The organism is Acinetobacter sp. TWP2-2-3 (genome assembly GCF_049896445.1).
Classification (GTDB): Bacteria; Pseudomonadota; Gammaproteobacteria; order Pseudomonadales; family Moraxellaceae; genus Acinetobacter.
Genome location: NZ_JAFCUI010000007.1, coordinates 34,168 through 57,608 on the forward strand (window position 1 = coordinate 34,168; position 23,441 = coordinate 57,608).

Annotated in this window: 23 protein-coding genes and 2 pseudogenes; 14 read left to right on the forward strand and 11 right to left on the reverse strand. The window is 43.0% G+C overall.

The window, feature by feature from the left end; genetic code table 11:
• Positions 1-39 precede the first annotated feature (39 nt).
• On the forward strand, positions 40-1,041 hold the full coding sequence (locus tag ACP7AK_RS10815; RefSeq protein WP_425879884.1) for an adenosine deaminase: 1,002 nt from the start codon (positions 40-42) through the stop codon (positions 1,039-1,041).
• 45 nt (positions 1,042-1,086) lie between these two features.
• A complete protein-coding gene (locus ACP7AK_RS10820; protein ID WP_425879885.1) occupies positions 1,087-1,440 on the forward strand; it encodes a hypothetical protein in 354 nt (117 codons plus the stop codon).
• A 43-nt stretch (positions 1,441-1,483) separates the two neighbouring features.
• Here ACP7AK_RS10820 and ACP7AK_RS10825 read toward each other — a convergent pair whose 3' ends face one another.
• The gene (locus ACP7AK_RS10825) at positions 1,484-2,047 is read right to left on the reverse strand and encodes a cytochrome b (RefSeq protein WP_425879886.1); all 564 of its coding nucleotides are present in this window, start codon (positions 2,045-2,047) and stop codon (positions 1,484-1,486) included.
• 20 nt (positions 2,048-2,067) lie between these two features.
• On the opposite strand from ACP7AK_RS10825, the pseudogene ACP7AK_RS10830 reads away from it, so the two are divergent.
• The 4 genes and pseudogenes from ACP7AK_RS10830 (at position 2,068) to rnhB (ending at position 4,171) form a co-directional block, all read left to right on the forward strand.
• Positions 2,068-2,415, forward strand: a pseudogene (locus tag ACP7AK_RS10830) (IS630 transposase-related protein).
• Positions 2,416-2,432: 17 nt separating this feature from the next.
• A pseudogene (locus ACP7AK_RS10835) lies at positions 2,433-2,906 on the forward strand (IS630 family transposase); the annotation flags it as partial.
• Between the two features lie 246 nt (positions 2,907-3,152).
• The gene (locus tag ACP7AK_RS10840; protein WP_004278974.1) at positions 3,153-3,524 is read left to right on the forward strand and encodes a hypothetical protein; all 372 of its coding nucleotides are present in this window, start codon (positions 3,153-3,155) and stop codon (positions 3,522-3,524) included.
• 59 nt (positions 3,525-3,583) lie between these two features.
• Positions 3,584-4,171: a ribonuclease HII gene (gene rnhB / locus ACP7AK_RS10845; RefSeq protein WP_312584351.1), complete on the forward strand. Its 588-nt coding sequence runs from the start codon at positions 3,584-3,586 to the stop codon at positions 4,169-4,171.
• A gap of 94 nt (positions 4,172-4,265) precedes the next feature.
• Here rnhB and csrA read toward each other — a convergent pair whose 3' ends face one another.
• The 3 genes from csrA to alaS all read right to left on the reverse strand — a co-directional run bounded on the left by csrA (position 4,266) and on the right by alaS (position 8,809).
• Positions 4,266-4,520 carry a carbon storage regulator CsrA gene (csrA, locus tag ACP7AK_RS10850; RefSeq protein WP_004278972.1) on the reverse strand — a complete coding sequence of 85 codons (255 nt, stop codon included), beginning with the start codon at positions 4,518-4,520 and terminating at the stop codon, positions 4,266-4,268.
• A 250-nt stretch (positions 4,521-4,770) separates the two neighbouring features.
• Positions 4,771-6,051, reverse strand: coding sequence for an aspartate kinase (locus ACP7AK_RS10855; protein WP_004278971.1), 1,281 nt, complete (start codon positions 6,049-6,051; stop codon positions 4,771-4,773).
• Positions 6,052-6,115: 64 nt separating this feature from the next.
• Positions 6,116-8,809 carry an alanine--tRNA ligase gene (gene alaS, locus ACP7AK_RS10860; protein WP_425879887.1) on the reverse strand — a complete coding sequence of 898 codons (2,694 nt, stop codon included), beginning with the start codon at positions 8,807-8,809 and terminating at the stop codon, positions 6,116-6,118.
• Positions 8,810-9,198: 389 nt separating this feature from the next.
• Between alaS and ACP7AK_RS10865 the strand changes: the two genes are divergently transcribed.
• Positions 9,199-10,221, forward strand: a complete 1,023-nt coding sequence (locus ACP7AK_RS10865; RefSeq protein WP_425879888.1) for a type I glyceraldehyde-3-phosphate dehydrogenase — start codon at positions 9,199-9,201, stop codon at positions 10,219-10,221.
• Positions 10,222-10,413: 192 nt separating this feature from the next.
• Positions 10,414-10,710, forward strand: a complete 297-nt coding sequence (locus ACP7AK_RS10870; protein ID WP_004278968.1) for a hypothetical protein — start codon at positions 10,414-10,416, stop codon at positions 10,708-10,710.
• Between the two features lie 42 nt (positions 10,711-10,752).
• Here ACP7AK_RS10870 and ACP7AK_RS10875 read toward each other — a convergent pair whose 3' ends face one another.
• Positions 10,753-11,052 carry an AzlD family protein gene (locus ACP7AK_RS10875; RefSeq protein ID WP_114541870.1) on the reverse strand — a complete coding sequence of 100 codons (300 nt, stop codon included), beginning with the start codon at positions 11,050-11,052 and terminating at the stop codon, positions 10,753-10,755.
• A complete protein-coding gene (locus ACP7AK_RS10880; protein WP_311203910.1) occupies positions 11,049-11,798 on the reverse strand; it encodes an AzlC family ABC transporter permease in 750 nt (249 codons plus the stop codon). Before ACP7AK_RS10880 ends, ACP7AK_RS10875 begins: the two co-directional genes overlap by 4 nt.
• Positions 11,799-11,945: 147 nt before the next feature.
• On the opposite strand from ACP7AK_RS10880, the gene ACP7AK_RS10885 reads away from it, so the two are divergent.
• From ACP7AK_RS10885 to ACP7AK_RS10905, 5 genes are all read left to right on the forward strand, one after another.
• Complete coding sequence (locus ACP7AK_RS10885) at positions 11,946-12,401, forward strand: Lrp/AsnC family transcriptional regulator (protein ID WP_253145738.1); 456 nt, start codon at positions 11,946-11,948, stop codon at positions 12,399-12,401.
• Positions 12,402-12,607: 206 nt separating this feature from the next.
• On the forward strand, positions 12,608-13,774 hold the full coding sequence (locus ACP7AK_RS10890; RefSeq protein WP_004278964.1) for an ATP phosphoribosyltransferase regulatory subunit: 1,167 nt from the start codon (positions 12,608-12,610) through the stop codon (positions 13,772-13,774).
• Positions 13,775-13,844: 70 nt separating this feature from the next.
• Entirely contained in the window at positions 13,845-15,164 is a 1,320-nt protein-coding gene (locus tag ACP7AK_RS10895; protein ID WP_004278963.1) for an adenylosuccinate synthase, read from the forward strand.
• 160 nt (positions 15,165-15,324) lie between these two features.
• A complete protein-coding gene (locus tag ACP7AK_RS10900; RefSeq protein WP_005106509.1) occupies positions 15,325-15,633 on the forward strand; it encodes a hypothetical protein in 309 nt (102 codons plus the stop codon).
• A gap of 112 nt (positions 15,634-15,745) precedes the next feature.
• Complete coding sequence (locus ACP7AK_RS10905) at positions 15,746-16,519, forward strand: M48 family metallopeptidase (protein WP_425879889.1); 774 nt, start codon at positions 15,746-15,748, stop codon at positions 16,517-16,519.
• Positions 16,520-16,685: 166 nt separating this feature from the next.
• Here the strand turns inward: ACP7AK_RS10905 and slyD are convergent, their stop codons facing one another.
• The 3 genes from slyD to ACP7AK_RS10920 form a co-directional block, all read right to left on the reverse strand.
• The gene (slyD, locus tag ACP7AK_RS10910; RefSeq protein ID WP_004278960.1) at positions 16,686-17,168 is read right to left on the reverse strand and encodes a peptidylprolyl isomerase; all 483 of its coding nucleotides are present in this window, start codon (positions 17,166-17,168) and stop codon (positions 16,686-16,688) included.
• 136 nt (positions 17,169-17,304) lie between these two features.
• Positions 17,305-18,591, reverse strand: a complete 1,287-nt coding sequence (locus ACP7AK_RS10915) for an NAD(P)/FAD-dependent oxidoreductase (protein WP_004645547.1) — start codon at positions 18,589-18,591, stop codon at positions 17,305-17,307.
• 241 nt (positions 18,592-18,832) lie between these two features.
• Positions 18,833-20,146 (reverse strand): D-alanyl-D-alanine carboxypeptidase PBP6B, encoded by a 1,314-nt coding sequence (locus ACP7AK_RS10920; RefSeq protein WP_425879890.1) that lies wholly within the window; start codon positions 20,144-20,146, stop codon positions 18,833-18,835.
• Positions 20,147-20,321: 175 nt separating this feature from the next.
• Here ACP7AK_RS10920 and ACP7AK_RS10925 point away from each other — a divergent pair, with 175 nt between their 5' ends.
• Positions 20,322-22,025, forward strand: coding sequence for a M61 family metallopeptidase (locus tag ACP7AK_RS10925; protein ID WP_224217185.1), 1,704 nt, complete (start codon positions 20,322-20,324; stop codon positions 22,023-22,025).
• Between the two features lie 383 nt (positions 22,026-22,408).
• On the opposite strand, the gene uraH is transcribed toward ACP7AK_RS10925, so the two are convergent.
• Together uraH and ACP7AK_RS10935 are read right to left on the reverse strand one after the other, a co-directional pair.
• Entirely contained in the window at positions 22,409-22,807 is a 399-nt protein-coding gene (uraH, locus tag ACP7AK_RS10930; protein ID WP_064096644.1) for a hydroxyisourate hydrolase, read from the reverse strand.
• Between the two features lie 70 nt (positions 22,808-22,877).
• On the reverse strand, positions 22,878-23,375 hold the full coding sequence (locus tag ACP7AK_RS10935) for a GlcG/HbpS family heme-binding protein (RefSeq protein WP_416682093.1): 498 nt from the start codon (positions 23,373-23,375) through the stop codon (positions 22,878-22,880).
• Between the last annotated feature and the right edge of the window lie 66 nt (positions 23,376-23,441).

Below are 23,441 nucleotides of genomic sequence, written 5' to 3' on the forward strand. Positions count from 1 at the left end.
ACCCTTTTTTTATTATTTTAGGTTTCATGAGGAGAAGCGATGAACCGTCTTGAGTTGATTCGAGCTTTGCCAAAGGCCGAGCTTCATGTTCATATTGAGGGCACTTTTGAGCCTGAGCTAATGTTTGCGATCGCTCAGCGTAATAAAATTGCCATCCCGTATAAATCTGTTGAAGAAGTTAAACAGGCGTATAACTTTCATAATCTTCAGTCGTTTCTAGATATTTATTATGCTGGTGCTGCTGTGCTGATTCATGAACAGGATTTTTATGATCTGGCGTGGGCGTATTTTGAAAAATGTGCTGAAGACCGGGTCGTGCATACTGAAATGTTCTTTGATCCACAAACCCATACCGATCGTGGTGTTGCTTTTTCAACCGTGATCAACGGCTTGCAAAAAGCCTGTGATGATGCCAAAACTAAACTTGGTATCAGTTCACATCTGATTATGTGTTTCTTGCGTCATTTAAGTGAAGATGCTGCATTTGCAACACTGGAACAGGCCTTACCTTATAAAGACCAGATTATTGCGGTCGGTCTGGATTCAAGTGAAGTCGGGCATCCACCTTCAAAGTTTGAACGTGTCTTTGCTAAAGCGCGTGAAGCAGGTTTCTTGGTTGTAGCACATGCAGGTGAGGAAGGTCCGGCAGCTTATGTCTGGGAAGCTTTAGATTTGCTGAAAGTGAATCGTATTGATCATGGGGTTCGTTCGGAAGAAGATCCGGAGTTAATGCAGCGCCTGATCGCAGAAAAGATGCCACTGACAGTTTGCCCATTGTCAAACCTGAAACTCTGCGTCGTGGATGATATGCAGCAGCATAATATCCGTCGCCTCTTGCAACAAGGCGTGCACGTTACAGTCAATTCAGATGATCCATCTTATTTTGGTGGTTATATGAATGACAATTTTATTGCCATTGCTAAAGCACTGGATTTAAGCAATGAGGAACTCAAGCAGTTGGCCATTAACTCATTTGAAGCCTCTTTTATTACCGATACTGAAAAAGAGCAATGGATCAACCAGATCCGTGCCCTGGTTTAAGTTTTTAAATAAAAGGCAGGGTTCGCTCTGCCTTTGTTTTTATAGATGGATATGAAATTGAAAAATATAATTCTGCTCATCAGTAGCGTGTTGGTATCTGCTTGCTCAAATGCGGATATGACTTTGACACAGCGTACTTTAAAACCCGTGATTGAATACCAATGTGCAAAAGAATTGAAAGCATCTAAATTCTGGACTGCCTCGACCTATTTTATGCAGGACAAAAATAAAGCTGAACTTGAACAGAATGTCTGTTCATGTGTAGGTGAGCATGCACTCAAGGATATTCCGGCAAGCACTTTACTGAAAGCGACTCTGGATGAAGAAGTAAAGTCAAAACTCACGCAACAGGCTATTGCAAACAGTCTGAAAGGCTGCATGACCGAGTTCTTAAAATAAAATCAGCTTTGCAATGAAAGCTGATTGAGTGTGGTTTTGCAGATTATTTTTTAGAAGATTTGGATTGTCGGGTCATGCTGTTGAGTACGTGATCTTTATCGATAAAATGATGTTTCAGTGCTGCAGCAATATGTCCAACTAAAAGTAAGCCAACCACCCAGGAAAGCCAAATGTGTAGGGGTTTTACGATGGTGGTCACAGCTGGATTTTCTGCAATCAGTGCCGGCAGATTAAATAAATACAGCACCGGTGCTGGATAGCCCAGACTCCAGCTATATAAACATCCGGTGACAGGTAAGGCAATCAGCATAAAATACAAAGCCAGATGACCTGCATGTGCCAAAGTTTTCATCCGGGGTGACATCATGTCCGGTAGTTCAGGGGCAGGATGGGTATAACGCCAGAAGATTCGCACAACCAGTAGGAAAATAATGGTGGTGGCGATATTTTTATGCAGGGTGATGACATCGCCTTTAAAGCTGCCATCGACCTCATAACTTAAAAAATTCCCACTATAAAAACCAATCAGCCAGGCCGCAATAAAGATAACTGCCATGATCCAGTGCAGCCATTGTGCCGTGCGCGTGTAATATAGTCCACACGCCAAAAAACCAATACAATACTGATATGAGTTATCCAATACATTTTAGAAAGAAAATATTAGCCAAGCTTGAAGAAGGTCAATCTATCCGAGCGGTTGCTCAGCACTTCTAAATTAATAAAAATACAATTGTCGAATGGAAAAAGCGAATCGAAATAAAAAGAACTCGACCAAGAAAACCATCTAAAGTTGATGATGATGCCTTACGTGCAGATGTTGAGCAATATCCTGATGATTATCAATATGAACGCGCTGCTCGTTTTGGTTGTGGTACTTCTACAATTGGAGATGCGCTCAAGCGTCTAAATATTACAGTTAAAAAAAGACCTTACGGCACCCGAAAGCAAAAACAGAACTCAGAGAGCAGTATTTAAAAGATTTAAACCGATTAAGGTGTCAACACCCGATCATCTATCTTGATGAAAGTGGATTTAAATCTCATGAATATAGACCTCATGGTTATTCAAAACAGGGAATTCCTTGTTATGGAACATATAATTGGCAATTAAAAAATCAAACCAATGCAATAGGAGCAATCCATGAGGGTAAGTTATTTGCAGTTGGCTTATTTGATAGCAAAGTAAATTCGGATGTATTTCATTTTTGGGTAGATAAGTTTTTATTACCAGAATTACCCTCGAATAGTGTAATTGTCATGGACAATGCAGCCTTCCATAAACGACAAGATATACAAGATCTATTAGCCCAACATGGGCATCAAATACTTTGGTTACCACCTTATAGTCCTGACCTTAATCCTATTGAAAAAATGTGGGCATGGGTGAAAGCAAAAAGGAAAAAATGGTTGGTTAACTCAATAGATAAGCTTTTTAGTCGTTTCTTTAACGAGTGTATGGGTAATTAAGCGGTTTGACTATATTGTACTTTTTCCATGTGATTTTCGATTGCCCTCAAAGATGGATGCACCTTAGCAAAGGGCGAATCAACTCAGCAATTCCAAATCTGCAACGCTATGGTGGCTTTCATGCAACATCTATTGAAATGGCTGGGTGCAGATTAAACATTCAGGATGATTTATAGATTTCTTATTCAGGTGAATTTCGGCACAATAGCGTCACGCTTCATATATGAATAAACAAGGAACAGATCTGTGAAAAAATTATTGGCTGCACTTGCTCCGCTTACTTTGGTTTTATCGGCTTGTGCAACAACAGGTAGCCCTGAAACGCAAACTACGACTCAACAGCTGGGTGGGGCTGCGCTTAAAATCGCGATCAATGCAAAATGTACGACTGAGCTGAATAATATTCCAGCATGGCAAACAGCTACACGTCTAATGACTACGACCCAAAAGCAGAATATCCAGACTGAAATTTGTGGCTGTGTCAGTGAAAAAGCGCCACAAAGTGTAACAGCGGTAGATTTGGCGACTGCAGCAATTGACCCGGCAGCACGTGCGACGATTGTCGGCAATGTGGTTGCAAAAACCATTAACGCTTGTGTGGCTGAAGCTGTAAACTAAGCCAAGATTAAATTGAAATAGGCTGACTGGTTCAGCCTATTTTTTATGGAAAAATAGACATGAAGATTGCTGGTGTAGATGAAGCAGGGCGTGGGCCATTAGTGGGTTCGGTGGTCGCTGCGGCAGTTATTTTGGATCCGAACAACCCGATTGAGGGTTTAAATGATTCTAAAAAACTTACTGAGAAGAAGCGTGAAAAACTTTTTATCGAGATTCAGGAAAAAGCGTTGGCATGGGCCATTGCTGAGGCTTCTGCGGCAGAGATTGATGAACATAATATTTTGCAAGCTTCTTTGCTGGCCATGCGTCGTGCTGTAGAAGCTTTGCCAGTTCAGCCTGAGCATGTTTTGGTCGATGGTAATAAAGTCCCTCAAGGCCTTTGTATGAGCTGTGATGCCGTAGTGGGTGGTGATGCGCTACATGCTGAAATTTCAGCAGCCAGTATTCTGGCGAAAGTAACCCGTGATCATCAGATGATTGAGATGGATCAGAAACATCCGCAATTTGGCTTTGCCAAGCACAAGGGTTATCCGACCAAGGCACATTTTGAAGCGATTGCCTTACATGGCGTGATTGATGAACATCGTCGCAGTTTTGGGCCGGTGAAAAAAGTGATTGCAGCATTACAGCAGGGTATGGAACTTTAAGTTTTATTTAAAGTATCTAAGTATTTAATATTTTTATATAAAATGCAGACAAATTTAAAGCGGCTTAAAAGCCGCTTTATTCTTCGCACAAAAATTAACGATTAAAGTTATTTTGTGTCTGGCTATCGTCTTCATAAGAAGGTTGGTAATCTTGATCGATATGTTGAAGATGTTCATGCATTGCACGTTCATGCTGGATACGCTGGTAAATCTCTTCACGGTGCACAGAGACTTCTTTCGGAGCATTTACCCCGATACGAACCTGGTTACCTTTTACACCAAGCACAGTCACACTGACTTGATCACCAATCATTAAAGTTTCCCCGACGCGTCGAGTCAGAATCAGCATGTTTTTCTCCTTGCAAAATGCAAAACCTGCAATCTATTGAATGTAAAACAAAAAGCACAACCAAAAATTACAAAATAAGATCTGGATAGAAATTCTGTCATCTGGGTGAAAGATTTTAATCTATCTCAGCTGGTTAAAAATCCTCAGGCTTAATATAACAGAGCCACTATAAAAAAAACTATAGTGGCTCTGCATTTTTGTAGACTTTTATAAAATACTGTCAAACAATGACAATATTCTATCTTAACGCTTAAGCACGTGCGCTAGATTCGCCTTGTTCACGGTCTAAACCGAATGCGGTATGCAATGAACGAACCGCAAGTTCAAGATAATTTTCTTCAATGATCACAGAAATCTTGATTTCAGACGTCGAGATCATCAGGATGTTAATACCTTCATCTGCCAATGCTGTAAACATTTTGCTCGCTACACCGGCATGTGAACGCATACCGACACCCACAATCGATACTTTTACGATATCTGAACGGGTCGCAACTTCACGCGCACCAATTTCTTGAGCAGTCGCTTCAAGAATGGCTTTGGCTTTATTTAACTCGCCACGGTTCACAGTAAAAGTGAAATCAGTTGTACCATCTTCTTCAACGTTCTGGATAATCATATCCACTTCAACATTGGCATCACCAATCGGGCACAAAATTTTAGAAGCAATACCCGGTTCGTCAGGCACGCCTAAAATAGTTAATTTTGCTTCGTCACGGTTAAATGCGATACCGGAGATAATTGGCTGTTCCATGTTGTCTTCCAATTCAGTCGTAATAAGTGTACCAACGTTTTGCTTAAATTCTTCGTCGAATGCGCCATCGTTATCATTGTCGAAGCTTGATAATACGCGTAAAGGCACCTGGTATTTACCAGCAAATTCAACTGAACGAATTTGCAGGACTTTAGAACCGAGTGACGCCATCTCAAGCATTTCTTCAAATGAAATACGATCAACTTTTTTTGCTTTTGGTGCAACACGTGGGTCGGTAGTATATACACCGTCAACGTCGGTATAAATTTGGCATTCATCTGCTTTGAGTGCGGCAGCAATTGCAACACCTGAAGTATCAGAACCGCCACGCCCTAAAGTGGTGGTATTGCCATGTTCATCAAAACCCTGGAAACCGGCAACGACAAGTACGCGGCCTGCATCCAGATTTGAGTTTAGGACTTCAGTATCAATAGATTCGATACGTGCCTTATTGAATGAGCTGTCGGTTTTCATGCCAACCTGGCGACCTGTTAGTGATTTTGCTTCAACTCCAATTGAGTTCAGCGCCATTGCTAACATAGAAATCGTAACCTGTTCACCCGTAGATACCATTTGGTCTAGTTCACGTGGGTCAGGGGTTTCGGTAATGGCCTTCGCTAAAGCAAGCAGACGATTGGTTTCGCCACTCATTGCTGATACCACTACCACTACCTTGTGGCCGTGGTCATGCCAGCGCTTTACACGACGAGCAACATTTAAAATGCGCTCGGGAGTACCCATAGAGGTACCGCCATATTTTTGAACGATTAATGCCATAGTTGTTCCATATAAGCCATGACCCTGATGTACCTATCAGGGTCAGTTACACAAAATTGAAGTTTTATTTTGCTGCAAGCCAGGCAGTTAAATCTGCCATCACTGGAGCAAACTTCTCGTTAAGTGGCGCGCCACCTTGTGCCAAGTCAGGTTTACCACCACCTTTACCACCTAGCTCATTCGCTAAATGTTTGATGATGTCACCTGCTTTAATAGAAGCAGTAAAGTCTTTTGCCACAGATGCGATCAAGCTCACCTTGTCACCCTCTACACCTGCAAGAACAATCACTGCATTTTCTAATTTTGATTTCACACCGTCGTGCAGGTTGCGAAGTGCTTTCGCATCCATGTTTTCAACAGTTGTAATCAAGGTTGCACGACCTGCAATGCTTTGAACTTGGCTTAGAAGTTCACCGGCTTGCAGGCTAGCAAGTTTTTGATTGAGTTGTTCGATCTGTTTCTGCAAGCTCGATGCAGTATCAACCAACGCTTCAACTTTTTCTAAAGTCTGGTCTTTTTGTGCTTTGAGCAAACCGTTAATCATATTGATATCGCGATCGGCTTTTTGCGTAACTTCAACTGCTTTAGTGCCTGTTACTGCTTCAATACGACGTACACCGGCTGCCACACCACCTTCAGAGGTGATTTTGAACAGACCGATATCACCGGTACGTTTTACGTGAATACCACCGCAAAGTTCGATTGAGAAGTTTTTCTCTTCAATCACTGAACCCATAGACAGTACACGTACTTCGTCACCGTATTTCTCGCCAAACAGCATCATCGCGCCTTTAGCTTTCGCAGACTCGATATCCAGAAGTTCAGTAGACACCGCAGTATTGGCAATCACTTCAGCATTGACCAAACGTTCAATTTCTTGCAGCTGTTCAAAGCTTACAGGTTGGTCATTGGCAAAGTCAAAACGTAACACATCAGATGCAACCAATGAACCTTTTTGCTGTACATGTGAACCTAAAATTTGACGTAACGCAGCATGTAGCAGGTGAGTCGCAGAGTGGTTGCGCGCAGTTGCTGCACGAATATCTGCTTTTACTGTTGCTTCTACATTTTGAGTAACTTTCAAGTTACCCATCGTCACGATACCTTGGTGTACAAATGCGCCACCAGATTTTTTGGTATCTTGAACTTCGAAAATACCAGTATCGTTTTTAAAGATACCTGTATCACCGATTTGACCGCCGCTTTCTGCGTAGAAAGGTGTTTGGTTGAGTACGATCAGTGCTTCATCGCCTTCAAACACTTCATCAACTTGCTCGCCATCTTTGTAGATTGCGATGATTTGACCTTCACCTGCAGTTGCGTCATAACCATCAAACTGAGTTTCGCCTTCAACTTTAACTACGCTGTTGTAGTCGATCGCGAATTTACCTGCATCACGTGCGCGTTGACGCTGTGCAGCCATTTCAGTTTCGAAACCAGCTTCATCAATAGTTAAGTCACGTTCACGTGCGATATCTGCAGTCAAGTCTGTCGGGAAGCCGTAAGTGTCGTAAAGTTTAAATACTACTTCACCCGGAATCACAGAACCTTTTAACTGTGCCAATTCACCTTCAAGCAATTTCAAACCTTGCTCAAGTGTTTTGGCAAATTGTTCTTCTTCTTTAAGAAGTTGTGCTTCGATACGTGCTTGTTGAGCAGCAAGTTCAGGGTATGCATCGCCCATCACTTCGATCAGTGGCTTCAACATTTTGTGGAAGAACGAACCTGTTGCGCCTAATTTGTTACCATGACGTACTGCACGACGGATAATACGACGCAGTACATAACCACGACCTTCATTCGATGGGTTTACGCCATCAGCAATCAGGAATGAACATGAACGTGCATGGTCAGCAACGACTTTCAATGAAGCAGGATACTGAACTGGTGTGCCTTTCTCAGCAGCTTCAGCTTCAAGCGCTGTAGTATCCAGACCAATAATTTCAGCCGCAGCTTTAAGTAAATGCTGGAATAAGTCAATTTCGTAGTTTGAGTTGACGTGCTGTAAAACAGCAGAAATACGCTCCAAGCCCATACCTGTATCTACAGAAGGTGCTGGAAGAGGGTGCAGTACGCCATCCGCAGTACGGTTGAACTGCATGAAAACGTTATTCCAGATTTCAATGAAACGGTCGCCATCTTCTTCAGGAGAACCCGGTAGGCCACCCCAGATGTGATCGCCATGGTCAAAGAAGATTTCAGAACATGGACCACAAGGACCTGTGTCACCCATTGCCCAGAAGTTATCAGATGCGTATTGACCGCCTTTGTTGTCACCAATACGAATAATGCGAGAAGCGTCTAGACCGATTTCTTTGTTCCAGATGTCGAATGCTTCGTCGTCTGTATGGTAAACGGTTGCATAGAGTTTATCTTTAGGAAGACCAAGCCATTCTTCGTTAGTCAAAAAGTCCCAAGCAAATTTGATCGCATCACGTTTGAAGTAATCACCAAAGGAGAAGTTACCCAACATTTCAAAGAAAGTGTGGTGACGTGCTGTATAACCTACATTGTCCAAGTCGTTGTGCTTACCACCTGCGCGCACGCATTTTTGTGATGACACTGCACGTACATAATCGCGTTTTTCTAGACCTAAGAAGCAATCTTTAAACTGGTTCATACCAGCATTGGTGAACAGCAAAGTTGGGTCATTGGCAGGTACTAGAGAACTCGACGCGACACGTGTATGCCCTTGCGATTCAAAGTAACGCAAAAATGCTTCACGAATTTCAGCTGATGTCATAAAACGAGTACTCACAACCAAGTCACTCCATAATTTCCGATTTGGCTAAAACACCACAGTCTGACAAGCATATAAGAGCTCTGCTGCAATGCGGGGCTTAAAAATTTAAAACGCCAAATTATAACGGAAAAAGCAGTATGCACCAATCATTTTAAAACCAATTGCTAAGGATTTATTTACTCAGTTTTTTTGCTGAATAATTAAATTGAATTTTCCCACAGTAGAATTCGTCTATATCCATCTCTTTAAAAAATAAACGGAATTTTAAATGATCCAAATACAGACAGATGGATCAGAAATAAAATAATCGAAAATCAGTATTTTCACTGAAGTTTTTTAATGTACGGCGCCAGAAATCCTTTAACATAGAAGAGTTTTAAAATAGGCATATAAAAGGTCAAGTCATGCAACGAGTGGCAATCAATGGATTTGGGCGTATCGGACGGAATGTACTGCGCGCATGGTTTGAAAATCCGAAAGATTTTAATTTTGAAATCGTTGCCATTAACGATATTGCCGATGTTGAAACCCTGATTCATCTATTTAAATATGATTCGACCCATGGCCGTTTTCCGGGGCAAGTGGATCTTAGCTATGATGCTGAACATATCTATATGCATATCAGCTATCAGGAGGCTGCATTAAAAGTGCAGGTTTTGTGTGAGCCGCAGCCGGCTAAGTTGCCTTGGCAAAACCTGGCGGTAGATGTAGTGCTTGAATGTACCGGGCTGTTCCGTTCCCGTGAAGCTGCGACCCAGCATATTGGAGCAGGGGCGAAACGTGTGATTATCGGCGCTGCACCTTTTGATACAGTAGATGCCGCGATTGTCTATGGTGTCAATCATCATGAGGTCAAAGCATCGGACCAGATCATTTCCAGTGTTTCTTGTACTACGCAGGCTTTGGTGCCACTGGTCAAAATTGTCGATGATGCATTTGGGATCAGTAGCGCCTTGATGACCGAAATCCATGCTGTGACGGCAGATCAGTCGGTACTGGATCATGCACATCGTGATTTACGTCGTGCACGTGCCTCGGGACATAACATCATTCCGACCACTTCGAGCGCACTCGGTGCCTTAAAACGTGTCATGCCGAAAATGGAAGATCGGATTGATGGTTATTCAATTCGTGTGCCGACCATTAATGTGGCCGCGATTGATTTGACTTTTGTTTCCCAGTCACCGATCACCGATCACAAGCTGAATGAAGTGCTGATCAAGGCTGCCCAGCAGGATTTTGCGGAAATCATGGCCGTGACGGATGAGCCATTGGTATCGAGTGATTTTAATCATTCCCCATATTCATTGATTGTGGATTTGACCCAGACTCTAGTCGTTGGGCATCAAGCCAAAGTCTTTGCCTGGTACGATAACGAGTGGGGCTATGCCAACCGTCTTCTGGATTTATGTGAATCATTTCATTAAGTTCGGGTTATCTAAACCTCAAAAGCACCGAGATACGGTGCTTTTTTCTTGCCTGTAAATATTCTGCAAGCCATGTTTTAAGAGAATTTGCCGGTAATTGATCGAAAATCAGGAATTGAGGCTGAATTATTTACGTTATCTGCAGCATTTTTCGTTAAGATAAAGACAATAAAATGAAATAAGAGCAAGCACATGATGGTGGTTTGGGGATTTATTATACTGCTGACTTTGGCGGTAATTTTTCTGATCTGGCTGCAGTTTAACCAGAGTGATGAGCCACGTAGCGTGGAAGGCGTGCCAGTCGAAGAAAAAATCGTGCATCTGGAAGAAAATTTAAAAAAGACCCTGGAAATCATGCAGGATCTAGCCAAAAAAATGCATGTGCAGCAGGAAGTGCTGGATCAGACCACAGCCAAACTTCAGCAGGTTGAATTGCAAAATGCCGAACTGGTCAGTTTGCTGACCAAAGTGGTTGATCCACAGAAATAAACAAAACCCCTTTAGAGATCATTTAAAGGGGTTTTTCTAGCGTTAGATTATTAAAATTCTTAAAATTGCAGCAGAAACCATACTGATGGCGACGGTCGGTAATAATCCAAAACGTGTAGCGGCAAATAGCGTTAAAGCCAAGGCAATCAGGTCTGCCGGATGGTCGCGTACAAAATAAGGCGCAATCACTGAAATCAGCACGCAGCCGGGAACTACTTCCAGAATTTTTCGCTGGCGCTGTGTCAGCGTTTTATTTTTTAATAAGACATAGCCCAAGAGCCGGGTTAAATAGGTGGTCACAGCAATCAGGATAATGGCCACCAAGGTATTTATCTGGATCATGCTTGATCCTCTTGAATCAGGAAAAATGCCGAAGTGATTCCAGACAAGGCGCCAATCGGCACATACCAGCCCGCAGGTAAATATAAATAAGCCAAAGCCGCACAGACTAAACTGACCAGCCATGGCCGGGCAGCCTCAAAACCTTTCCACATACTTCTTAGTAACACCAGAAATACAGCAGGAAAGGCCATATCAAAACCAAAACGGTTGATGTCGCCTAATACAGGTCCAAGCATGGCCCCGAGTGTGGTAAATCCGACCCACATCAAGTACAGGCAAAAACACAGGCCGGCATAATAAGGCATGCTAAACGCAGCACGATAACCCAGTTGCGCCTGTTTCCTTTGTGCATCAGCCAGACCGAGTGCCCAGCTTTCATCGACCATAAAAAACAGCGCCGGAAAAACTTTAAGATTCGGAAGATGCTTTAAATACGGCACCAAACTGGCGCCCATCAACAGATGCCGGCTATTTACCAGAAAGGTAATGAACATCAGCATGAGTAAATTTGGTGGACTGCTCCAGACTTCCAGAATGGTAAATTCAGAACCGCCGGCAAAGTTCAAACCGGTCAGTAATGGCACTTCGAGCAAGCTGAAATTCTTCTGTACTGCCGTCGCACCCAGTACCAGCGCAAAGGGGATAATCCCTAAAAGCATGGGAATAGAATCTTTCATGCCACGTTGAAATTCACTGAAATCGGTAGGGGCAACTATTGCTGCGGTGCTTTGTCTGAACAAAAGCATGGAAATGACCTGGGTACTGCAAAACTAGACCATATTTTATGGCGATATTCAGGCTATTTGCTGTTGTAGTGAAAGAGATTTGAGTTTTATTTGAAATTAAATTGCGCTAAATTAAATTTAAGAGGTTTTAAATGCCAAGGCATAGACATGGATCAAATAGATAAACGCATTTTGCATGAGCTGCAAAAGAATGGAAAACTGCAAAATAATGAACTGGCTCAATTAATTGGCTTGTCACCGTCACCCTGTTTAAGACGGGTAAAACAGCTGGAAGATAATGGCGTGATTGAGCAATATGTCGCACTGCTGAATCCACAAAAGGTCAATTTGGCGATGAGCGTGTTTGCACGCGTCTGGCTCAAGTCTCAAGAAGCTGCTGTGGTCGATCAATTTGTCGAAGCGATCAAGGAAATGCCAGAAGTCGTCGAGTGCCAGTTAATGGCAGGCGATTGTGATTTCTTTTTAAGAATTGTGGTGGCTGATCTGGATGCCTATCGTAAATTTCAGATTCATCATTTAACCCAAATTCCCTGCATTCAAAGTGTAAAAACTGAAATTCCATTGCAAACGGTTAAAAGCACGACTGCATTGCCTTTGGTTTAATGCCGGATTTTGTCATGCTATTTGTTTTAAATGTGCATTAAAACGCTGATAGTTGACACAATTGTTGTTGATTTCATCAGGTAGCGAAAATTATAAAATTTGCGATGCACAGCCAAAACTATCGTGCTAGACTAGGAGAAATCGGGTGTGCTCCCGATTTTTTTATGCGGATTCGTTCCGCGCTGACAAGAATTTAGGTTTACAACATGCCCATTTCAGAGACATGGTTATTACCTGATGGTGTAGCTGATGTATTACCAGAACAAGCGCAAGTTATTGAAAGTCTGCGCCGTAAATCACTGGATTTCCTTGCATCTCGAGGTTATCAGCTGGTGTACACGCCATTCATTGAATACATCGAATCTCTATCTTCTCTCTCAGAATCGAATCAAGATTTAGACTTAGCCACTTTTAAAGTAATCGATCAGCTTTCTGGTCGTTTGCTTGGTGTGCGTGCCGATATGACACCACAAGTGGCTCGTATTGATGCGCATGTACATCCAGTGGAAGGTGTAGCACGTTACTGCTATGCAGGAACCGTTCTGCATACCAAGCCTCGCGGTTTTAACACTTCGCGTGCGCCACTACAGTTAGGTGCGGAGCTATTTGGTTCAGACAGCATCGATGCCGATGTAGAAATGGTCGACTTGATGATCAGTCTGATTCAGGAAACAGGTCTGGCAGATGGTATTCATCTGGACTTAGGTCATGTGGGTTTATTCCGCAGTCTGGTGGCTCAAGCCGGCTTAAACAAAGTCGCTGAACAGCAATTATCTGATTTATACCAGCGTAAGGCTTTGCCAGAATTAGAAGAATTCACGGCAGACCTGAAATTTGGTCAGGATTTCTATGCACTTGGACGCTATGCCAGCGACCTGGATGCATTACAAGCGCATTTAAGTGCTGAAGTGTTGGCAAATCCAGCATTTACGCAGGCTTTTAATGTCTTGCAAACCACCAAAGACGAAGTTCAAACCCGTTGGCCAAACTTGAGTATTGGGATTGATGTGGTTGAATTACGTTCATACCATTATCATACTGGCCTGATGTATGCAGTCTATGCACCGAACCGTGCAGCTGCACTGGCACAAGGTGGCCGTTATGATGGCATTGGTGAACATTTTGGCCGTGCGCGTCCGGCAACCGGTTTCTCTTGTGACTTATATGCTTTAAGCGCAGGCCAGTTTGATGCGGTACAGGTCGTGGTTGCACCTAAAGGCACTGATGCAGAACTTCTGAATGCAATTCAGAATATTCGTGCACAAGGCTTAAGTGTAATTCAGTTACTGGGTAATGATGATTTAAACTCGATTCCATATGCGACGCACCAGCTGGTGAATGCGAATGGTGAGTGGACAGTCAAAACGATTTAACTGCTTGGCTCAGTGTTCATGTCGCTGAGCGGGGCTTTCAACTTTAACAGCATGATGTAATGAGGCTATTATGGGCAAGAATGTTGTGGTACTTGGTACCCAATGGGGCGACGAAGGTAAAGGTAAAATCGTCGACCTGCTCACAGATCAAGCGGCAGCGGTAGTTCGTTATCAAGGCGGACATAACGCAGGTCACACTCTTGTGGTTGGTGGTAAGAAAACTGTCTTACACCTCATTCCATCAGGTATTTTACGTGAAAACGTATTGTGCTTAATTGGTAACGGTGTTGTTCTTTCTCCTGAAGCGCTCATCAAAGAGATGGACATTCTTGAAAAAGAAGGCGTTCCTGTTAAAGAACGTTTACGCATTTCTCCAAACTGTCCATTGATTCTTCCGAACCACATCGCACTTGATCAGGCGCGTGAGAAAAAACGTGGTAATGCGAAGATTGGTACGACAGGTCGTGGTATCGGTCCTGCATACGAAGACAAAGTAGCACGTCGCGCAGTACGTGTTGCTGACCTAGTACGTGGTGGTGAACATCTTACTGCTCAGTTAACTGAACTTCTGGACTACCATAACTTCCAGCTGACTGAATACTACGGTGTTGAAGCAGTTAAATTGGAAGATGTGCTGGCACTTTGCGACGAATGGCGTAAAGTTGTTGCGCCACTGGTTGTGGATGTGACCACTGAATTGCATAACTACCGTAAAAACGGTGACAACATCATGTTCGAAGGCGCGCAAGGTTCACTTCTTGACGTTGACCACGGTACATATCCGTATGTGACTTCTTCGAATACCACTGCTGGTGGCGTAAGCTCTGGTTCAGGTCTGGGTCCTTTGCATCTTGACTATGTACTGGGTATTACCAAAGCGTATACAACGCGTGTAGGTGCAGGTCCATTCCCAACTGAGTTGGTGTATGACGCTGCAAATGACACGGGTGATGCGATTGGTAAACACCTCGGTACGATTGGTAATGAATTTGGTGCCTCTACTGGCCGTCAACGTCGTTGTGGCTGGTTCGATGCTGAAATCCTACGCCGTTCAGTTGACGTAAACTCACTTTCTGGTATTTGCCTGACTAAACTTGACGTTCTTGACGGTTTAGAAGAAGTGAAAATCTGTGTGGGTTATGAAGCTGCAGATTCTGGTTGTGTCGGTTCTTCTGATGCGCTTGCATTCGAAACTTTAAAACCGATTTACGAAACTATGCCAGGCTGGTCTGAGTCAACTTTCGGTGCGAAATCACTGGATCAATTGCCAGAAGCTGCATTGAACTATGTAAAACGTCTTGAGCAATTGATTGAATGTCCAATCGACATCATTTCAACAGGTCCAGACCGTGAAGAAACGATTGTTCTTCGCCACCCGTTTGATGCTTAATCTTCATTTGATTAAAGCTTGAATGATAAAAACCCATTTCCGGATGGGTTTTTTTATATCCTGAATTTATGCAGCTATTTCAAGACTAAAGTTGCATCGGTAATGTAGCGTGATGTGCTTTAACATAGCGGTATATAAAGAAAGAAAAATGAGCTGCAGGATGCAAAAAAATATATCGGCGACCATGTTTTATTCATTGTTATTCGCGATGGGCGGGGCGCCAACAATTGCCATGATGATTATTCGTGCGCAAACCCAAAATCCCGAAGTGATTTATGCGGCACTGATTGGTCTGAGTGTCATTATTGCCTGTGTTTTAGTGCCTATTATTTTATTGCAAAATGCTTTTTTATATTTCAAACGTAAAGATGAAATACTTGAACAGAAAATAAAACCACTGAGTCAGATTTATTTGGGTCTCAATATTATTTGTCTGATTTATTGGTTGGCGATACAGTATTTGGGTTAAAAATTACATAATTTATAAGAAGATGAATGAATTAAGCGTTTAGCTGCTGCGCGCTTTCACTTATAATTTTTACAATGTAAATTGCCCTTGAGCCAAGGCGGAGTAAATTATAATGAAGAATAAACTTTTATTGAGTATGGCGGCTGCTACAGTCGTCACATTATCAGGTTGTACCACCATTGCCGATATGGCAGGGGCAGATACTGCGACCTTAAATGCATCTGCGAGCCAAAGCTATAATGCCATGGTCAATGATGCGCGCAATAAAGGCCAACTGGATACCAGTTCAGCCACCTATAAACGGATTAATAATGTATTTAACCGTTTGAAGCCAGTTGCTAACCAGATGAATCAAACCGGTACAGCATTCCAGTGGCAATTGGCTGTGCTCAAATCTGATCAGGTCAACGCCTTTGTTGCACCAGGTGGTAAGGTTGTATTCTATACCGGTATCGTGAATAAACTGAATCTGACCGATGCTGAAATTGCAGCGATTATGGGTCATGAAATGGTGCATGCCTTAGAAGAGCATTCTAAGCAGAAAATCGGTGCTCAAGCCCTGACTGATCTGGCTTTGGGTATTGGCTTAAATGCAGCAGGTGTAGGTCAAGGTGGCGCTGCAGCAGCACAATTAGGTAGTCAGATCGGTATTGGCTTGCCATACTCGCGTAATCTGGAAAGCCGTGCTGACCAAGGCGGTTTAATGTTGATGGCGCGCGCAGGTTATAACCCGAATGCAGCCATTACCCTGTGGGAAAAAATGAACAAACTCGGTGGCGGCAGTGGTGCAACCTTCCTGTCTACGCATCCATCGAATAGCCAGCGTATTGGGCAAATGCGTCAACAGTTGCCAGCAGCTATGCAGATTTATAACCAAAACAAATAATTCAGTGATCATCCTCTGAAAGGAGATCTTGATCGGATTGAAAAGGCAGGGCAATGGCTCTGCTTTTTTTATAGCTAATTGGATGGTTAATATTCTGCGGGCTATTTTCAGGCAATAAAAAAGGCAAAGTCTGACTTTGCCTTTTTTCACTCAAGATCAGAAGATCTTAGTGCTGGTGACCGCCTACACCGTGTACGTGGCCGTGATCTAATTCTTCTTGAGAAGCTTCACGAACAGATACGATTTCAACTTCGAAAGTCAGGTCTTGACCAGCAAGTGGGAAGTTAGCATCAACAACAACATTGTCGCCTTCAACTGCTTTAACAGTTACGATTTGCACGCCGTCATCAGTTTGAGCTTGGAACTGCATACCTGCCTGAATGTTGTCTACGCCTTGGAACATTTGCGCAGGAACTTCTTGAACTAGGTCAGGGTTGTATTCGCCATAACCTTCAGCAGCAGGAACGTTTACAGTGAATTTTTCACCTACAGTTTTGCCTTCTAACGCATTTTCTAAACCTGGGATGATGTTACCTGCACCGTGCAAATAGGCAAGTGGTTCACCTTGAGATTGGTCGAGAGTTTCACCCTCTGCGTTAGTCAATGTGTAGTGGAAAGAAACCACGAGGTTATTTGCAATAGCAGTCATGTTAATTGATCCATTCAATTTTTTAAGGGTACATCATAAAGTGAAATTGCATTTTTGTAGACTAAAATTAGCAAAAAAACGCAATTTGACAATTTTGTTGACGATTTTTTCATTGATTGGGCCAAATTCTGGAATTTCAATGCAATTTCAGCTTTGGAGAAATTTTTCGTGTAACAAAATCTTTTGCGGTGAGAATGCCAGCATGCGCATAACCATGAATGGTCGCCTGATGAATTCGATATAAAGAAACATACATCGATTTGGCAACAAAGCCTTGCACATTGACCTGACCGAGCAACTCGCCGACGGCTTTATTCTGGCTTAAGGAAATCAGTGAACCTTTGTCAGAAAATTTAAACATCGGTAAATAACTTTCTTCATTGACACGTGCTTTCAAGGCATTGGCCAGGAAATTGGCCTGTTGGCTAGCCACTTGTGCGCGTGGACCCAAGACCGGTTCATCTGCAGCAGGCTGGCAGTGAGCACAATCACCAAAAGCAAAAATGTCTGGATCAGATTTGGTTTGCAGGGTGGAGAAGACTTTCAAGCGGTGAATATTGTCCTTTTCCATATCTTGCAGTTGTGCCAAGACTTCAGGTGCTTTGATACCTGCGGCCCAGACTTTAATCTCGGCATCCAGACTTGAGCCATCTGCAAAATAAATTTTGTCTTCATCTACCTTGGCCACACGATGACTGGTAAGGACTTCAATACCGAATTTTTCCAGCTGTTGCATGGTATGTTCAGCAACTTTCGGCGAGAGCGCAGTCAAAATACGATCCGCCGCTTCAATTAAGGTAATTTTGACTTTATTTGGATCGACCTTGTTTAAGCCATATTTAAAGAAATTGTGTTTGGCCTCCACCAACTCGGCAGCCAATTCTACTCCAGTCGCACCGGCGCCAATAATCGCGATATTCAGTTCACGGCTCGAAGCTTCATGTTGAGCATTCAAATAGAGATGCAACAGATCCTGCTGAAAGATATCAGCTTGTGGACGGCTGTCGAGAAAATGACAGAACTGTTTGACGCCTTCGGTATTAAAGTCATTCGAGGTAGAACCCAAGGCCAGTACCAGGGTGTCATAGTCGATGCGCTGGTTCTTCTTGGCTTGGGCTTTTTTGGAGAAATATTCTGTTTCTACCACAATCTGTTTCGCTTCACGATCCAGACCGGTAAATGTCCCCAAGACAAATTCATAATGATGTGCGGCTGAATGGGCAAAATAATTAGTTTCTTCTTCATGTGGATTTAAGGTGCCTGCGGCAACTTCATGCAGCAGCGGTTTCCAGATATGCGTCAGTTTTTGATCGACTAAAACAATCTGCGCTTTGCCGCTTTTACCCAAGCTCTCACCCAGCTGAGTTGCCAGTTCCAGACCACCGGCACCACCACCCACAATCACGATTTTATGTGCTGTCATATATGATTAACCTGTTTATTTTTTTAATAAAAATAAGAGAAATAGAGAGAAAATATACTATGGCATGGGCCAGATCGCGTCTTGGTTAAAATTGTTATACACATTACAAAACGTAGCAATTCTGTGAGGGCAGGTAAGTTTCCCTGTCTTGGGGAGTGATGCAGGGAGAAAAGAAAATCTGCCAGAAGATCAGCGAGTAGATCTTCTAGCTTAAAGAAAAGTAACTTGAGATGTAGGGCTATTATCTATCTAAAGGATAAAGCTTTACGCTTGGCGTATTGTCTGAAAACAAACCGAATAAGCCTTGTAGCCAAGTAAAGAATTTCTGAAACAGGTTGGCTTCTTCAATTTCGACATGATCTTCAATTTGAATGGTGCGAATCAACTGATTATTCTGATAAACCTGAATAGTCGCCAAAGGCATCATGGTCGCCAAAGGTGCAATGAGTTCAGATGCTTTCACTTCAACATTGATATGAGTTTGCGTTTCCTGTAAAGGCTCGATACTTTTTAAAACGCCATCACCTGTATTCAGCATGACACGCTGTTGGGTTTGATCAAACTGGTTCAGGTCAATACTGTAGCCCTGATCATATAAAGAAGTGGTAATGATCTGCGGTTGCTTGGTTTGCACCTTAAACATTTTTAAGGTGGATTTGATCACAGGCAATTCAGCCAGTAGCTGTTGATCTTTGATCGCTACTTCATTGCGGGTATAGGTATAAGCGAGATTCATCAGCTTATGTGATACATCAGCGCGTTTTGCGGCACTTTTAGTACCCAGCACCACCACAATCAGACGGCGATTTGGCATTTCAAAATCTGCTGTGACACGATTGGCCGTCAGCGCCAGATTGTAGCCTGCCGCACGGGTAAAACCGGTTTTTAAGCCATCTACGGTTGGATCGACCTGAAGCACACGGTTGGTCGCACGATGAAAATGCTGATTGTAGGTAAAGCTTGGCTGCTTAGAATAATACAGATAATCTGGAGTTTCATTCACCACCGCCATAGACAGTCTGGCCAAATCGGCGGCAGTCGAATAATGCTCAGGCATGGTAATGCCGGCCGGATTCTGGAAATTGGTATGCTGCATGCCCAGCGCTTTGGCTTCCTGATTCATACGTTCAACAAACTGCGGAATACCACCCGAAATTTTCTCAGCCAGCGTGACTGCGGCATCATTAGCAGACATGATAATTAAGCCCGCCAGAAGCTGATCGACTGAAATCTGATCACCTTCTTTCAGGTACATTTGTGACTCATCCCACATCACGGTTTTTACCACAGAGGTCGCGGTTAAAACTTCATTTTTATTTAATTTCCCGGCCTCAATTTCCTTTAAGGCAATATAAGCCACCATCATTTTGGTCAGCGAAGCCGGAGCGCGTTGCACATCGGCATTATGCTCTGCAATGACTTGACCAGACTGTGAATCCAGAATGGTCCAGGCTTCAGCTTCAACGCTTTCAGGCACAATATTGAGTAGGGCAGCATGTGAAAATGCAGAAATAAATAAACTGAAAACCGCAATCAGTGAGATGATGTATTTCAATGGTGTTCCTTGATAACCCGGCGGGTGTTGAACGATTTAATTTTCACGCATGCTATGCCTTTTTTATACAGATAGCTAGTCGTAAATGTAGACAAATAAGACAGCTAAACCATACTGGCTTAAAAAATGCTAAGCTAAGCTATATCTCATTTATTTTAATTTTATATCGTTCATTATGTTGCATTATCAAATTGAATTTGACGATTATCGTCAGCATCTTATTCACGTGACTGTTCGTTTTCTTGCGGACCCGACTCAAGTCTTGTCATTACCGACCTGGATTCCGGGAAGCTATCTGATTAGAGAGTTTTCCAAGCACATTGAAGCGGTCAAAGCCTATGATGAAGATGGGCGCCAGTTACAGATCCAGAAATTTGAAAAGAACAAATGGCGTTTATTCAATACCGATCATGAGCTGATTACGGTGGAATATGATGTGTATGCCTATGACCTGTCCGTTCGTGGTGCATACGTGGATCAAAATCGTCTCTACGTGAACCCGGCTTGTGCATGTCTGGGGCTAGAAGGTCAGGAAAATAAAGAAATTGAACTGGAAATCTTCCTGCCAGATGAATTAAAGCATTTTCAGCTGGCAACCGGCATGCAAGCCAAAAGTCTGGTCAAAGGCCGTTTCACGCTCAAAGCCAAAAATTATGCGGAACTGATTGATGCGCCATTTGAGCTGGCAGAACAAACCCGTTTCAGTTTTGAAGCAAATGGGATTCCACATGAATTTGTGGTGTCCGGTAAACACGCGATGAATGCGGCGCGTATGCAGCGGGACATTGAAAAAATCTGTGCTACAGAAATTTCAATGTTTGGTTCGGCGCCGTTTACAGACTATACCTTTATGACCATGGCAACCGGCAATAGCTATGGCGGTCTGGAGCATCCAAATTCTACCAGCCTGATTTCACCACGTGATGACTTGCCGAAAGCCAATGAGCCAGAAGAGCCATCTAAAGATTATCAGCGTTTCTTGGGCTTATGTAGCCATGAATATTTCCATTCATGGTTGGTGAAATTCATTCGCCCTGAAAACTTCGTCAATTATGATTTAAACAGAGAAGGCTATACTTCTTTGTTGTGGATCTTTGAAGGTTTCACCTCGTATTATGACGATTTGATCTTGCTACGCAGCGGCGTGATTAATCAGGAATCATATATTACTTTGTTAAAAGCACAGATTGACCGCTATTTGCAAAATCCGGGACGTGTGATTCAGTCAGTGTCTGAATCCAGTTTTGATGCCTGGGTGAAATTCTATCGTCAGGATGAAAACTCGAATAATGCGGGTACCAGCTATTACAACAAAGGTTGTTTAGTTGCACTGTGCCTGGATTTGGGTCTGCGTTTACGTGGTTCAAGTCTGGATGCTTTGATGCGCCGTTTGTATGGAAATGCCCAGAAAGGCGTTCAGGTGCATGAACGGACGATCTTTGAATTGTGTAAAGAATTGACAGGAGATGATTGGTCAGAACAGATTAATCACTTGATCAATACCACAGATGAATTGCCGCTCGATCAGCTATTCCCTGAGTTTGGTATGGCTTATAGCCTGAAAAATGACAAGTCTTTGCCATTCGGTTTAAAACTGGTAGATAAGCCGGAAGGTGTTCTAGTTCAATCTGCGCGTCGTGATGGGGTTGCTGTACTCGCTGGCCTTTCTGCCAATGATGTCATTATTGCAATTGATGGCTTAAAAGCAACGACCAAACTCATTGAAAGCTATGCAAAACAGCAAGGTACTTTTACAGTGTATGCATTCCGTCGTGATGAGCTGATGAGTTTTGAAGTTCAAGCCGCGGGTTCTGAACTGACCGAAGTTGAACTGAAAGTTGAAGATCAGGCCAAAGCTGAAAAGTGGCTTAAAGCTTAATTCAATTTCAAACTTTAAAACCGATGCTTAGGCATCGGTTTTTTTATTGACTAAATATCAACATGATATTTATTTAATGAGCAGTCAGGAAATTCCATTGAATTTAGCTTGCGATTTAATGATGCTGATTCCTCATTTGAATATCATAAAATGCTAGTACGACCATTATTGGCTTTGCGTTCTGCTATAGCAGTCAATGTATCGCAAAGACCTCTTGGTCCTGATTAAACATCTGGTTAGCTTGCTGATCCAATGTAAAGCTCCTTTTTTGAATACATTTTATTTTTTAGATCACTAAATATGAATCGTAAATGGCATTTCAATAAAAGAATAACAAGAAAAAAAAGGAAGGCCCAAAGAGGGTGGGCCTTAAGTGGGAGAGCTTAGTTGCCGCGATAGGTTGAATAACCATAGGGGCTTAATAGCAGCGGGATATGATAGTGATTGACTGAGCCATCTACTTCAAAAATCACCGGTACTTCCGGGAAAAAGCTGTTTTGCTTTTGGGTTTTAAACCAGTCACCAGTTTTAAAAGTCACTTTGTAGGTTCCTTTATCAAAGGTTTTATTCTCTGGGTACAGTGCTGTGATACGACCCTGAGGATTGGTCCTTGCTTGTGAAAGCTGTACCCATTTGCCATTTTTCTGTGTTTCCAGCGTCACTTCTACATTCGGAGAAGGTAGGCCATTTTCCAGATTCAGCACGTGTACACTCAGCGGGTTCTGGGCAAAAGAAAGAGTTGCTGCAGTAGTGGCAAGAGTCGCGATTAAGATTTTTTTCATGTTATGTTCCTCGTTGGAATGACGGAATAATGTTTAATCAAAGGAATAAAAAATTACTAATTAAAAGAAATCAAAGCTGCTTTAAGGTGGTTTGAATGCCGCTATTGGCACATTGATGATCCTGTACTGAACCGCCCGCACCTGCGACGCCTACAGCGCCTACAATCTGGTTTTGGTAAATGACAGGGACGCCACCACCCAGTAATAGCAATTCAGGCAAGCTATTCAGATTCTGTGCATCCGGATTTTTCTGGGCATTGCGCATAAAATCCAGTGTGCTGGTTTTAGTTGAATACGCGGTGAAAGCTTTCCGTTCCGCTGCAATCAGGTTGTGAATGCCGACAGATTCATGGCGCTGGCTGGCCAGCAGGTTGCCACCCTGATCCAGAATAATGACTGCCGCCGGCTTGGCCTGTTTCTGGCAAGCAAGCATGACGTTGCTGGCCATGAGCTTTGCTACTTCTAGCGACATGACTGGCGCCGTTTTAAATTCTGCATGTGCCAGTGAGCTGAATAGTAATACGCTGCTGAGCATGGTCAGGGTTGTGTTGGCAATTGAAATTTTCATGGTTATCTTTCATGCAATTGGCTACTGGGACTATCTTAGAAAAAAATCCGCCAGTACAGCATGACA

Excerpts from the sequence above, each read along its gene's own strand:
- ACP7AK_RS10815 (WP_425879884.1), top strand. The coding sequence starts at position 40 with ATGAACCGTCTTGAGTTGATTCGAGCTTTGCCAAAGGCCGAGCTTCAT.
- ACP7AK_RS10820 (WP_425879885.1), top strand. The coding sequence starts at position 1,087 with ATGGATATGAAATTGAAAAATATAATTCTGCTCATCAGTAGCGTGTTG.
- rnhB (WP_312584351.1), top strand. The coding sequence starts at position 3,584 with ATGAAGATTGCTGGTGTAGATGAAGCAGGGCGTGGGCCATTAGTGGGT.
- csrA (WP_004278972.1), bottom strand. The coding sequence starts at position 4,520 with ATGCTGATTCTGACTCGACGCGTCGGGGAAACTTTAATGATTGGTGAT.
- ACP7AK_RS10855 (WP_004278971.1), bottom strand. The coding sequence starts at position 6,051 with ATGGCATTAATCGTTCAAAAATATGGCGGTACCTCTATGGGTACTCCC.
- ACP7AK_RS10865 (WP_425879888.1), top strand. The coding sequence starts at position 9,199 with ATGCAACGAGTGGCAATCAATGGATTTGGGCGTATCGGACGGAATGTA.
- ACP7AK_RS10870 (WP_004278968.1), top strand. The coding sequence starts at position 10,414 with ATGATGGTGGTTTGGGGATTTATTATACTGCTGACTTTGGCGGTAATT.
- ACP7AK_RS10875 (WP_114541870.1), bottom strand. The coding sequence starts at position 11,052 with ATGATCCAGATAAATACCTTGGTGGCCATTATCCTGATTGCTGTGACC.
- ACP7AK_RS10880 (WP_311203910.1), bottom strand. The coding sequence starts at position 11,798 with ATGCTTTTGTTCAGACAAAGCACCGCAGCAATAGTTGCCCCTACCGAT.
- ACP7AK_RS10885 (WP_253145738.1), top strand. The coding sequence starts at position 11,946 with ATGGATCAAATAGATAAACGCATTTTGCATGAGCTGCAAAAGAATGGA.
- ACP7AK_RS10890 (WP_004278964.1), top strand. The coding sequence starts at position 12,608 with ATGCCCATTTCAGAGACATGGTTATTACCTGATGGTGTAGCTGATGTA.
- ACP7AK_RS10895 (WP_004278963.1), top strand. The coding sequence starts at position 13,845 with ATGGGCAAGAATGTTGTGGTACTTGGTACCCAATGGGGCGACGAAGGT.
- ACP7AK_RS10900 (WP_005106509.1), top strand. The coding sequence starts at position 15,325 with ATGCAAAAAAATATATCGGCGACCATGTTTTATTCATTGTTATTCGCG.
- ACP7AK_RS10905 (WP_425879889.1), top strand. The coding sequence starts at position 15,746 with ATGAAGAATAAACTTTTATTGAGTATGGCGGCTGCTACAGTCGTCACA.
- slyD (WP_004278960.1), bottom strand. The coding sequence starts at position 17,168 with ATGACTGCTATTGCAAATAACCTCGTGGTTTCTTTCCACTACACATTG.
- ACP7AK_RS10915 (WP_004645547.1), bottom strand. The coding sequence starts at position 18,591 with ATGACAGCACATAAAATCGTGATTGTGGGTGGTGGTGCCGGTGGTCTG.
- ACP7AK_RS10925 (WP_224217185.1), top strand. The coding sequence starts at position 20,322 with ATGTTGCATTATCAAATTGAATTTGACGATTATCGTCAGCATCTTATT.
- uraH (WP_064096644.1), bottom strand. The coding sequence starts at position 22,807 with ATGAAAAAAATCTTAATCGCGACTCTTGCCACTACTGCAGCAACTCTT.
- ACP7AK_RS10935 (WP_416682093.1), bottom strand. The coding sequence starts at position 23,375 with ATGAAAATTTCAATTGCCAACACAACCCTGACCATGCTCAGCAGCGTA.